Source organism: Rheinheimera muenzenbergensis, from assembly GCF_036984005.1.
GTDB lineage: Bacteria > Pseudomonadota > Gammaproteobacteria > Enterobacterales > Alteromonadaceae > Alishewanella > Alishewanella muenzenbergensis.
Window position 1 is genome coordinate 42,979 of the sequence record NZ_JALAAR010000018.1, and the last position, 11,212, is coordinate 54,190.

Here is an 11,212-nt window from a genome sequence, read left to right on the forward strand (position 1 = left end):
GTCCCCTTCGTCTAGAGGCCTAGGACACCGCCCTTTCACGGCGGTAACAGGGGTTCGAATCCCCTAGGGGACGCCACTTCATCATTCATTATTCTGTTACAGTGTCCCCTTCGTCTAGAGGCCTAGGACACCGCCCTTTCACGGCGGTAACAGGGGTTCGAATCCCCTAGGGGACGCCACTTCGCGTCAAACAACACTAACTTCCAAGTTTATCGATTACATATCCAGTTACATATTAACTGCGCTGCTTTGCGTTGTTTTTTGTTATTCTGGCGCTAAATCAGCCAATAATTTTCCGACAAACTCACTGATTAACGGTTGCGCAGCCTGGTTCGGGTGTATGCCATCCGGCAGCATCAGTTCACTATTGGTGGCAATGTTGTCCATAAAAAAGGGCCAAAGGGTCACTTGCTGTTGTTCTGCCAATTGCGGGTAAATCGCGCTGAATTGTTGTACATAACGTGGTCCATAGTTAGGCGGAATGCGTATTTGCATTAGCACCGGCGTAGCATTATGCTGTTTTACTAAACTAATGATTTCATTCAGGTTAGATTTTGCAGTCGCCACCGGGAAACCGCGCAGGCCATCGTTACCACCCAATTCAATCAATACCGCATCAGGTTTGTGTTGAGTTAACAGTGCTGGTAAGCGTGCCAGGCCGCCGGCAGTGGTTTCGCCACTGATACTGGCATTAATCAGTTGCCAGTGGGTGTTGTGCTGCAAAAGGTGTGCCCAGCCTTCGTGCTGTTGCATGCCATAAGCGGCACTGAGGCTGTCGCCCAAAATTAGTAGTTTTTCAGCAAAGCTATGCTGACTGAAGCATCCGATTAACAGAAATAAGAAAATACGCATAATGAAAACACCTGAAGTTCATATAAAAGCGGTTAACCTGGCTAAGAGCGTTAAAGTGGCCGATGGTTCCCTGACTATCCTGCATGATATCAGCCTGACGATCAATCATGGCGAGACGGTTGCCATAGTTGGCGCTTCAGGCTCAGGTAAGTCGACTTTGCTCAGCTTGCTTGCTGGTTTGGATTTGCCGACTAAGGGCGAAGTATTGCTGGCCGGGCAGCCGTTGCATCAGTTATCAGAAGATCAACGCGCAGCAATTCGGGCAAGTAGCGTGGGTTTTGTATTTCAGTCGTTTTTATTGCTGCCCAGCCTGACGGCACTGGAAAACGTGACCTTACCGGCTGAATTGTCTGGCATTAGCGATGCGCGTGAACGTGGTTTAAATTTGCTGCGTCAGGTTGGACTGGCAGAGCGAGCTGACTTTTATCCGGCGCAACTATCTGGTGGCGAACAACAACGGGTGGCCATTGCCCGCGCTTTTATCACACGTCCGGCAGTGCTGTTTGCCGACGAGCCGTCAGCCAATTTAGATGCCGCGACAGGACAGAAAATCGAAGATCTGCTGTTTAAGTTAAATGCTGAACAAGGTACAACCCTGGTGCTGGTTACTCATAACAATGAATTAGCCGCGCGCTGCCAGCGCCAATATAAAATGCAGGCCGGCAGCTTTATCAGTAGCGATCTGAAGGAGCTGTCAGATGTGGGCTAAAATTGCCTGGCGCCTGTTCTGGCGTGAGCTTGGCCGTGGTGAGCTGTGGGTTATAGCGTTTGCGCTGTTTTTGGCGGTTGTTTCTGTAGTCAGCTTAACCGGTATTACCGAAGGGGTTAAAGCCGCGCTGATGCAACGCAGTGCACAATTTAATGCCGCAGATAAGGTATTGCGTTCCAGCCAGCCGTTTGAATCCAACATCATCACTCAGGCCCAGCAACAAGGCCTGGTCGTGGCGCAGCAAATGCAGTTTGATTCGATGCTGTTTGCCGGTGACAACATGCAGCTGGCGACAATAAAGGCGGTCAGTAGCGGTTATCCGCTACGTGGTCAATTGCAGCTGGAGGCCGCCGAACGCCCCGGTGTTGCCGCCGAGGTACAACTAACCCCGGGCCAATTGTATTTTGAAACCCGCTTGTTTGACTTATTAAAAGTACAGCTGGGTGATGAAATTGAACTGGGCATGTCACGTTTCACCGTTGCCGGCGTTATTGTCAACGAGCCTGATGCGCCGCTGAGCGTGTTTGGCGGCTCGCCAAGGGTGTTAATGCACTTGGACGATGTCGCTGCAACACAGATAGTGCAGCCGGGCAGTCGTATCGGCTATCGTTATCTTTTTGCCGGCACAGCGGAGAATTTACAACAATTTGAGCAAGCGCTGACGCCGCAGCTGAATGTGCATCAACGCTGGCAAAAAATGGATCGTGAAAGTGCCATTGGCAGTGCTATAGAGCGGGCAGAGCGGTTTTTGTTATTGGCCGGTTTGCTGGGAATAGTTCTGGCGGCGTGTGCGGCGGCTGTCGCGGCTAATCGTTACAGTCAGCGTCATACTCAGGCCGTTGCGGTAATAAAGGCTCTGGGCTCTTCTGAGCGCCAGATCCGTTTGCTGTATGGTTCACATTTACTACTGGTAGTACTGTTTAGTCTGGTTATCGGCAGTCTGGCCGGACAAATTGCCATCAATTTAGCGCAGTGGGGCATCGGCATCTATCTGGCCGATTACCGGCCGGCATTTAGCTGGCGTCCGCTGTGGCTTGGTAGCCTGACCTGTATTATCTGTGCCTTGCTGTTTGCTGCCAGGCCAATGTGGCGTTTATCACAAACCCCGGCGATTGACGTATTAAAACAGCCTGCGGCGCAAGGCAGGGTAGATAAACTGCAATTATTCCTCGGCGCGGCCGCTATCTGGGGATTAATGTGGCTGTTTAGTGGTGAATTAGTATTAAGTCTGGGATTGTTTGCTTTATGCGCCGTGTTTGCAGCTTTGCTGGTGGGCACGGCTACATTGCTGCTTAAGGTCACCAAGCCTGTTGCTGCCGGACAAAGCAGCGCCAGACGTTTAGCGCTGGCCAATTTGCGGCGTCGTATTTGGGCCAATAGCTTTCAACTGATCACCTTTAGTCTGGCGATATTTCTGGCGTTGTTGTTGTATTTTTTACGTGCCGAATTAATAGAGCAGTGGCAACGTCAAATCCCGGACGGGGCGCCAAATCAGTTTCTGGTTAACATCAGTGCAGCCCAGCGTGACAGCCTGGATAATTTTGCCCGTGAGCACCAATTGACGCTGGGCCAATATTATCCGGTAGTGCGCGGCCGCTTAACGTCAATAAACGATGAGCAGTTGCTACAGGAAGCCAGTAAAGAAGATCGCAGCGAGCAACGGGTAGGGGTAGGGCGCGAGCTTAATTTAACCTGGCTTGCTGACATGCCGGCTAACAATCAGTTGCTGTCTGGCAGTTGGTTTGGCCCGGACAGCCAGGCTGAGGTATCGGTCGAGCAGGAAATAGCAGAGCGCCTGCAAGTTAAGCTGGGCGATAAACTGGCATTTTCTATCGGTGGTCAGATGGTCAGTGCCACAGTAAGTAGTATCCGTTCGGTAGACTGGAACAGTCTGCAACCTAATTTCTATATGATATTAAGTGCAGACTTGCTGGTAGATTTTCCGGCGACCTATATTAATGCGTTTTATCTGGATGCTGAGCGTCAACTGTTACTGAATCAGCTGGCACGTCTGTTACCAACGGTTTCGGTTATCAGCGTGGACAATATTATTAAGCAGGTCAATGATATTATTTCTCAGGTGAGTGTTGCACTGAGCTTTATCCTGCTGATCATTTGCTGCGCTGCGGTATTAGTGTTGGTTGCTCAGGTACAGGCCACGTTAGAGCAACGCGAGCAGGAACTGGCGATTTTACGCACTTTGGGGGCCCGTTATCCATTTTTGCGCAATGCACTGCTAATGGAATTTGCCTTGCTGGGGGCGATGGCTGGTTTATTTGCGACCGTTTTGGCTGAGCTGATGTTGTTAATTGTGCAGCAAAGGGTATTTGAGCTGCCATTTTCGCCGCACTATACGCTGTGGTGGCTGGGGCCTGCGCTGGGCGTACTGCTGGTGACACTGCTGGGCTGGTGGCAGTTACGCCGCTTACTGCAAATACCCGGTGCTCAGTTGATGCGTCGGGTTTTGCAGGGTTAATCCAATAACGCTGACAACGCCGGTTGCAGGTTTTCATAGCGAAAACTAAAACCGGCCTTTGTCAGATTCGCCGGCAAAACTCTTTGCCCGGTCAGCAGTAAATCTGCCATTTCTCCCAGCATCAGCTGTAGTAGCCAGGCAGGCATAGGTAACAGTGCCGGACGCTTTAACACCTGTGCCAGCGTTTGGCTAAATTCCGCATTGGTCACCGGGTTGGGCGCTGTGGCGTTAAAAATGCCGCTAAGAGTAGGGTGTAACAGCAAAAATTCTATAATGCTGAGCATATCGCTGATATGCAACCAGGACATATACTGCCCGCCATGACTGATGCGCCCACCCAGACCGAGCTTAAACGCCGGCAACATTTTTGTCAGAGCGCCGCCATCGTTAGCCAGTACTATGCCAGTGCGTAAAATGCATACCCGGGTGCGATCACTGCCGGCCGACAGTGCAATATCTTCCCAGCGCTGGCACAGCTGATGAGAAAACTCCGGGTTATAATGCGCAGCATCTTCGGTGATCAACTGGGCTTGATGCCGGCCATAAACACCAATGGCTGAACCACTGATCAGTACTGCCGGTGGTGATGCAGCAGCTTTTATTGCATTAACCAGCTGTTCGGTTAGCTGCCAGCGGCTATCACATAAGCGCTGCTTTTGCTGTTCGGTCCATCGCTTACCAACTATAGGCTCACCAGCCAGATTGATGACCGCATCAAGCTGGTTAAAGTCCACCTCGTCCAGGCTGGATATAGCCTGGACCGCAGTGCCAAACATGGCCGTTACTTTTGCTGGATCCCGTGATAACAGCCAAAGCTTATGCTGAGATTGCCATAACCGGGTTAAGCCCGAGCCAATAAGGCCAGTGCCACCGGTAAGTAAAATATTCATAGTTGTTGCCGTTTGCTTACACGCACAAGCTTCAGTATAGAACTATTTATTCAGCGACAGCGTTAACGACACTGAATCGGCAAAACGCAGCGCATGCGGTTTATCTATTTCGACTTCGGCATAACGTACCGCCGGGTGTTCAGCGGCAATAGCCAGCACTTCGGCGGTCAGTTTTTCCAGCAGGGAAAAGCGCTGTTGTTCCACCAGGGCAATAATTTTTTTTGTGATGGTGCGGTAGTTTAATGCATTGTCCATATCGTCACTGTTGGCGGCATCCTGAGCGCTGTAATGAATAGTGGCATTGATCACGACGTCCTGTTTGTTATTTATTTCATCGTCTTTAATGCCGATGTAGGTACGCAGGCGCAGGTTTTTAATACGGATAATGGCCGGGTTAGTAAGTTCCATCACGGGTTCCTGTTAAGTTATTAGCTGTAAGATTACGCTGTGACTACCACAGAGGATCAGCTGGTATTGTTTAGCTCAAATACACGGTAAAGCGGGCGCCACCTAAATCGCTGTCGTCCAGTGTCAAACGGCCACTGTAAGACGTCACCAGCTCAGCTACGATAGATAAACCAACACCGTGACCGTCGCGGTAAGTATCAAGGCGGGTGCCGCGTTGAAACAGCTGCTGTCGCTGATGCAAAGGTACACCAGGTCCGTCGTCTTCAATGCACAGCTGCAAGCTATCCGCTTTGCACAGTACTGATATCTGCACCTGATGCTTGCACGCTTTACAGGCGTTATCCAGCAAATTGCCGAGGATCTCCATTAAATCTGTTTCATCGCCACGAAATACTGCATCGTCGGCACAATTAATCTGAATATCGATATTCTTGCTGCGATAAATTTTGCTGAGCGCTGTAACCAGCTTTTGCAACGGTGGCTGTAACATAATTTGTTTTTTCCACACGTCCTGACCTGAGCTGGCGGCCCGCTTTAACTGGTGCTCTATCATAGCGGTGATGCGGTCCAGCTGTTCTTTCAGTTCAGGTTGCTGGCTCAGTGCTGAGGTATTTAACACCGCTACCGGTGTTTTCAGCGCATGCGCCAGATCGCTCAGATGATGACGATAGCGTTGTTTTTGCCTGTTTTGGCTACTTAACAGCAGGTTAAGATCTTCTTTGATAATGCGCAGTTCAGCCGGGTACTTCCCCTGTAATTGCTCCTGAGAGCCATTTTCCACTTTGCGAATTTCCTGATCCAGCCGGGATAGCGGTTTGGTGGTCCAGTAATAGGCCAGCGACATAATCAGCAGCAGGCCAGAGCCAATACCGATAAACCAGCGTAGCAGTGTGGCGCGAAATGCATGCTGTGGTGCCAGTAAGCGCTCATCGGTCTGCACAACGTGAATGCTAAGCGGCCGGGTATAGTCGTCGGCGTCAAACAACAACGAAATAGATAACACCCAAAACAGCTGGTTGCCCTGCAACACCGGGCGGAATAAATGCTCGCCCGGTGTCAGATTATCCGACAGCGGATGAAAGCTCTGGTTTAAAGACGAGTCGCTCTGCCAAACAATATCCCGCTGATGGGTGATATAGGCGCTGAGCCCGGAATCGGGCCGGTAAAAATCCGGTGCCAAAGCATTGTTGGTTAGTTCCACTGTGTCGCTGCTAACAGCCAGTTCCGACAAAATAGCATAGGAGTGTACTTCCAGCTTCTGCTCGGTACTGGTCAGAAGCTGGGTGTAAAATGCCTGGTCGATTGCAACGAAGGATGCCGGCAGCAAAAACAGTAATATAAAAATACTGATCAACAGCTGCCGTAACTTGAGCGACAGCGCCATATCAGCTGACTGTCAGTGTAAAACGGTAGCCCCGGCCACGTAAGGTCTCGATCGGCTTCAGTTCACCGTTCGGGTCGAGTTTTTTCCGCAGTCGCAGCACAAAAACCTCAATCACATTACTGTCCAGATCAAAGTCCTGATCGTAGATATGCTCGGTTAATTCGGTTTTTGAAATAACCTTGTTCGGGTTCAGCATAAAGTACTCCAGCACTTTATACTCGTAAGCTGTCAGGCTAACTTCTTCATTCTGACACCATACTTGTTGGGTTCTGCTATTTAAAGATACCGGCCCGGCGCTGAGCGTGGGCTCCGGCTGTCCGGCGGCCCGGCGAATGAGCGCATTGCAGCGGGCCAGCAACTCTTCACTGTGAAAAGGCTTAGTTAAATAGTCATCGGCACCGGCATCTAAGCCTTCAACTTTTTCCTGCCAGCTGCCACGTGCCGTCAGAATGATTATCGGGGTTTTTATGCCAGCCTGGCGCGCTTTACGAATAACAGTAAGGCCATCCATCTTGGGCAAACCAATATCGATAATGGCCAGATCGTAAGGATACTCAGATAACTTAAACCAGCCATCATCACCGTCAAAGGCTACATCAACACTGAATTGCTGTTGCATTAGGTGTTCTTTAATTTGCTGAGCCAGCAAATTCTCATCTTCTACTACCAGTAAACGCATTACTTTCCATCCCTTTTAATCCGGCCGGTCTGGCCGTCAACTAATACTGTTACCACCCGACCATCCGCTTGTAACACTCTTATCCGGTAATATTGTTGCTGTACCTGAACTTTCACTATTTTTCCCGGATAATGCTGCTGCGCCAGGGCAGCGGCTTGTTCACGGCTAACAATTTTTGCTGCATCGTCATTACGCGCCTGCGCAATGCTACAAGCTAGTAGCAGGGTACTGAGTACAAGTATTCGAAACGCTGGCATTGTTCTCTCCAGTTGGCGTAGCCGTAATTTACCGGACATTTCGCAAAGCATCAATCTGAACGGTCAAAACTGTTGTTTGCAAAGCTTATTACAGCGGATAAATGGTCAGATGCAAGCAGAGTAGGCTGGTTAGTCTTAATTAATGCTGAACACCACATTGTTATTAAGTTTGCAAAAAAGTTGCAATAAAATTGCAAAAAAGAATTCATCGGCTAAATTTACTTTGTTGGCAATCAGGGCTCTCAGTACCGATAGTAATGCTTGCGTTATGGTTATTCCGCCAACCCAAAACTGACAGGCAGCTTGTTGGGTAGTCATCAGGGAACGAGAAATCTTTTAAGGAAAAACGCTATGAAACAAATCTTTTTCGCTATCGCCATGACTATCTTGGCTGTATCTGCCAATTTAGCCTTTGCTGATGCTAAAACCAGCAGCCCAATCAGTAAAACGGATGTAGCAGTGCAGAAGGTGTCGGTAAATACCGCATCACTTGAACAACTGGATGCTATTCCAGGTTTGGGTAAAAAGAAGGCTCAGGCAGTACTGGACCATATTGCCCAGCACGGGCCGATCCAAAACCAGGCCGATTTAACCAAAGTTAAGGGTATTGGCGACAAATTAGCCGCCAAAATCAGCCCTTATCTGAGTTTCAATTAAGTCATTTCTATTAAAGGTTAGGCCAGGCTTTGTGCAAGCCGGGCCTAATCGCCCAGCGCTTTCATTTGCTCGTTAGTCCATTGGATAGCGGTGTGATAAGCGTCCGGTACCTGAGCCGCGGGCAGTTGCATACTGGCAATGGCGGCATTTGCCTGTGACCAGTTGCCGGTTTCATAATACTGAATCAGCTGCATAAAATCAGCCAAAATACCTTGTTTCTCTACCAGAGCTTCTTTAATTTCTTTCGCCAGCGGCAGTTTGCTCATGACGCTTTCTATCGGTTCATCCAATATAGCGTCCATCAGTGACATCAAGCCGGTAAGAAATGCCTTGGCAGTATCAACTTTACCTTGTAGTTGCGCCAGGCCTTCAGCAAAGCGGGCCCGGGTCATTGACATGCGCATCAGTTCAGCCGGTTTGTCACTGCTGATTTGGGCAGTAAACAACAATGACAGAAATTTCTTAAGCTCTGCCTGGCCCAAAACCACCAAAGCTTGTTTAATGGTTTCAATTTCGGCCCGACGTTTAAAAATGGCCGAGTTGCTATAGCGCAATAATTTGTAAGACAGGTGCACATCGCGTTGAAATACCTCAGTAATTTTACCAAGGTCCATGTCTGATTTAGAGGTTTCGTACAGCAGCTCTGCCAGCGTCATTTGTGCAGGTGACAAAGCCTTACTTTGCATCATTTCAGGTTTGGAGAAAAAATAGCCCTGAAAATAGCTAAAGCCCATGTCCAACGCCAGCTGAAACTCTTCGTTAGTTTCGACCTTTTCCGCCAGTAATTTTATCTGCGGAAACTCGGCAATTGCAGTCTTTACCTGCTGAATGGTATCGGTTGAAGTCGAGCGGAAATCAATTTTAATAATGTCGATAAACGGATAAAAATGCCGCCACACCGGCTGATGAATATAGTCGTCCAGTGCCAGTACATAGCCTTGCTCTTTGAGCTGTTGACACAAGGCCAGTAAACGTTTACCCGGCTGCACGGTTTCCAGTATTTCTACCACCACCTGCTCTTTGGGTAGCATGCTGGGATAATTTTTTTGCAGTGTCTCAAGCGTAAAATTAATAAAACCAGGCTTATCGCCTAAAAAGTCATCCAGGCCATAAGAAAACTGACTACCTTCAATCATCCGCGAGGTAGCTTCGTCACCATCAATGTCTGGAAACGCATTTTCCAAACCGTCGCGAAACAGTAACTCATAAGCATAGAGTTCTTTATTACGGTCTAAAATCGGCTGACGCGCAGCATAAAAATACATAACAGGCTTATCTCACTAAAGAACACCAGAACAATAATTTAGCAAATAACCACGGCCAGAGCATGTAATATTTTGCGCTCAGGCCGTGTTTACCGGCGCAGACTAAGCTTGTTTGAGCTGCTGCTGCATTTTAGCAAACAGCTCGGTAACCTTAGGTGCCGGGCTTGATGTTAGCTTACTGACAATAATAATGCTTAGCGTGCTGACGATAACCCCTGGCAGGATTTCATAAACCAGACTGCTTAGCGTAGCGTCATTTGCCAGCACTGGTGCATAAATCCAAAACAGCACTGTAGCTGCACCACTTAAAATACCCGCTAAAGCGCCGGCAAAGGTCATACGTTGCCAATACAAACTCAGTACAACTAAGGGGCCAAAAGCGGCACCAAAACCGGCCCAGGCATTACTGACCAGGGTTAGAATTGAGCTTTCCCGATCGTAAGCCAGAATAATAGCAACAAGGGCGACAGCCAGCACCGACAAGCGGCCAACTAGCACCAGTTCACGCTGGCTGGCATCGCGTTTGACAAAGGTTTTATAGAAATCCTCGGTTAACGAGCTTGAGGTTACCAGCAATTGAGACGAAATGGTGCTCATAATGGCTGCCAGTATAGCGGCGAGCAGAAAGCCGGAAATAAGCGGGTGAAACAAAAATTGTGAGAACACAATAAAGATAGTTTCAGGATCATTGAGCGTCATTTTGGTATTGGCGACATAGGCTATGCCCACTAAGCCGGTCATCACAGCACCTAATAAGGTGATCAGCATCCAACTGATACCGATACGGCGTGCAGTTTTGATATCTCTCACCGACCGGATGGCCATAAAGCGCACTATAATGTGCGGTTGGCCAAAGTAACCCAGCCCCCAGGACAACAGGGAAATAATGCCAAGTACAGTGAGTGTCTGACCGGTGTTGGCATCGATAAACATATTACTGAAGTTGGGGTTGATATTGCTAACCTGGGTAAACACTGAGCTGATGCCACCGAGATGCTCTAACGCAACAACCGGCACCAGTATCAAAGCGACAAACATAATACAGCCCTGCACAAAGTCGGTGATACTGACGGCGAGAAAGCCACCAAACAAGGTATAAGCCACTACCACACCAGCGGTAACATACAAGCCGAGCTCGTAGCTTAAGCCAAAGGAGCTTTCAAACAGTTTGCCGCCGCCAACCACACCAGAAGAGGTATACAACGTAAAAAAGATCACGATAACCAGTGAAGAAACAATACGCAGTAAGCGGGTTTTATCGGCAAAGCGGTTTTCAAAATAATCGGGTAGGGTGATCGAGTCATTGGCCACTTCGGTGTAAACCCGTAGCCGGGGCGCAACAATAATGTAATTAATATAGGCGCCGACTAATAAGCCAATGGCTATCCAGCTGCTGCTTACGCCAGATAAATACATGGCACCTGGTACACCCATCAGCATCCAGCCACTCATATCAGAGGCGCCGGCTGATAGCGCTGTGACCGATGGGCTGAGTTTACGCCCGCCCAGCATGTAGCCGGACATATCATCAGTAGAGGTTTTGTAGCCGTATAAACCAATGCCAAGCATGGCAAGAAAGTATAATCCCAACGAAATAAGCGTGCCTGTTTCCAAAACAGTTTCTCCTTGTGGCCC

At 49.0% G+C, this 11,212-nt stretch carries 11 protein-coding genes and 2 tRNA genes; 5 read left to right on the forward strand and 8 right to left on the reverse strand.

Annotated features, from left to right (window positions below):
- Positions 1–76 (forward strand) — tRNA-Glu (locus MN202_RS17335).
- A gap of 27 nt (positions 77–103) precedes the next feature.
- Positions 104–179 (forward strand) — tRNA-Glu (locus MN202_RS17340).
- A gap of 85 nt (positions 180–264) precedes the next feature.
- On the opposite strand, the gene MN202_RS17345 is transcribed toward MN202_RS17340, so the two are convergent.
- A complete protein-coding gene (locus MN202_RS17345) occupies positions 265–852 on the reverse strand; it encodes an arylesterase (protein WP_335737401.1) in 588 nt (195 codons plus the stop codon).
- Position 853: 1 nt separating this feature from the next.
- Here MN202_RS17345 and MN202_RS17350 point away from each other — a divergent pair, with 1 nt between their 5' ends.
- Positions 854–1,561 carry an ABC transporter ATP-binding protein gene (locus MN202_RS17350; RefSeq protein ID WP_335737402.1) on the forward strand — a complete coding sequence of 236 codons (708 nt, stop codon included), beginning with the start codon at positions 854–856 and terminating at the stop codon, positions 1,559–1,561.
- Positions 1,551–4,037: an ABC transporter permease gene (locus tag MN202_RS17355; RefSeq protein WP_335737403.1), complete on the forward strand. Its 2,487-nt coding sequence runs from the start codon at positions 1,551–1,553 to the stop codon at positions 4,035–4,037. Before MN202_RS17350 ends, MN202_RS17355 begins: the two co-directional genes overlap by 11 nt.
- Here the strand turns inward: MN202_RS17355 and MN202_RS17360 are convergent.
- The 5 genes from MN202_RS17360 to MN202_RS17380 all read right to left on the reverse strand — a co-directional run bounded on the left by MN202_RS17360 (position 4,034) and on the right by MN202_RS17380 (position 7,655).
- Positions 4,034–4,927, reverse strand: coding sequence for a TIGR01777 family oxidoreductase (locus MN202_RS17360; RefSeq protein WP_335737404.1), 894 nt, complete (start codon positions 4,925–4,927; stop codon positions 4,034–4,036). The genes MN202_RS17355 and MN202_RS17360 overlap by 4 nt on opposite strands.
- Positions 4,928–4,969: 42 nt before the next feature.
- Positions 4,970–5,335, reverse strand: coding sequence for a dihydroneopterin triphosphate 2'-epimerase (folX, locus tag MN202_RS17365; RefSeq protein ID WP_335737405.1), 366 nt, complete (start codon positions 5,333–5,335; stop codon positions 4,970–4,972).
- Positions 5,336–5,405: 70 nt separating this feature from the next.
- On the reverse strand, positions 5,406–6,719 hold the full coding sequence (locus MN202_RS17370; RefSeq protein WP_335737406.1) for an ATP-binding protein: 1,314 nt from the start codon (positions 6,717–6,719) through the stop codon (positions 5,406–5,408).
- Position 6,720: 1 nt separating this feature from the next.
- On the reverse strand, positions 6,721–7,398 hold the full coding sequence (locus MN202_RS17375) for a response regulator transcription factor (RefSeq protein WP_335737407.1): 678 nt from the start codon (positions 7,396–7,398) through the stop codon (positions 6,721–6,723).
- The gene (locus MN202_RS17380) at positions 7,398–7,655 is read right to left on the reverse strand and encodes a PepSY domain-containing protein (RefSeq protein WP_335737408.1); all 258 of its coding nucleotides are present in this window, start codon (positions 7,653–7,655) and stop codon (positions 7,398–7,400) included. The genes MN202_RS17375 and MN202_RS17380 overlap by 1 nt, the downstream gene beginning before the upstream one ends.
- A gap of 351 nt (positions 7,656–8,006) precedes the next feature.
- Between MN202_RS17380 and MN202_RS17385 the strand changes: the two genes are divergently transcribed.
- Positions 8,007–8,312 (forward strand): ComEA family DNA-binding protein, encoded by a 306-nt coding sequence (locus MN202_RS17385; protein ID WP_335737409.1) that lies wholly within the window; start codon positions 8,007–8,009, stop codon positions 8,310–8,312.
- Positions 8,313–8,356: 44 nt separating this feature from the next.
- Here MN202_RS17385 and MN202_RS17390 read toward each other — a convergent pair whose 3' ends face one another.
- Entirely contained in the window at positions 8,357–9,577 is a 1,221-nt protein-coding gene (locus MN202_RS17390; protein WP_335737410.1) for an EAL and HDOD domain-containing protein, read from the reverse strand.
- A gap of 102 nt (positions 9,578–9,679) precedes the next feature.
- The gene (putP, locus tag MN202_RS17395) at positions 9,680–11,146 is read right to left on the reverse strand and encodes a sodium/proline symporter PutP (RefSeq protein WP_418334675.1); all 1,467 of its coding nucleotides are present in this window, start codon (positions 11,144–11,146) and stop codon (positions 9,680–9,682) included.
- Between the last annotated feature and the right edge of the window lie 66 nt (positions 11,147–11,212).

What these genes read in the sequence shown, in the direction of transcription:
- MN202_RS17345 (WP_335737401.1), bottom strand. Translation starts at nt 852, where the DNA reads ATGCGTATTTTCTTATTTCTGTTAATCGGATGCTTCAGTCAGCATAGC.
- MN202_RS17350 (WP_335737402.1), top strand. Translation starts at nt 854, where the DNA reads ATGAAAACACCTGAAGTTCATATAAAAGCGGTTAACCTGGCTAAGAGC.
- MN202_RS17355 (WP_335737403.1), top strand. Translation starts at nt 1,551, where the DNA reads ATGTGGGCTAAAATTGCCTGGCGCCTGTTCTGGCGTGAGCTTGGCCGT.
- MN202_RS17360 (WP_335737404.1), bottom strand. Translation starts at nt 4,927, where the DNA reads ATGAATATTTTACTTACCGGTGGCACTGGCCTTATTGGCTCGGGCTTA.
- folX (WP_335737405.1), bottom strand. Translation starts at nt 5,335, where the DNA reads ATGGAACTTACTAACCCGGCCATTATCCGTATTAAAAACCTGCGCCTG.
- MN202_RS17370 (WP_335737406.1), bottom strand. Translation starts at nt 6,719, where the DNA reads ATGGCGCTGTCGCTCAAGTTACGGCAGCTGTTGATCAGTATTTTTATA.
- MN202_RS17375 (WP_335737407.1), bottom strand. Translation starts at nt 7,398, where the DNA reads ATGCGTTTACTGGTAGTAGAAGATGAGAATTTGCTGGCTCAGCAAATT.
- MN202_RS17380 (WP_335737408.1), bottom strand. Translation starts at nt 7,655, where the DNA reads ATGCCAGCGTTTCGAATACTTGTACTCAGTACCCTGCTACTAGCTTGT.
- MN202_RS17385 (WP_335737409.1), top strand. Translation starts at nt 8,007, where the DNA reads ATGAAACAAATCTTTTTCGCTATCGCCATGACTATCTTGGCTGTATCT.
- MN202_RS17390 (WP_335737410.1), bottom strand. Translation starts at nt 9,577, where the DNA reads ATGTATTTTTATGCTGCGCGTCAGCCGATTTTAGACCGTAATAAAGAA.
- putP (WP_418334675.1), bottom strand. Translation starts at nt 11,146, where the DNA reads ATGCTTGGCATTGGTTTATACGGCTACAAAACCTCTACTGATGATATG.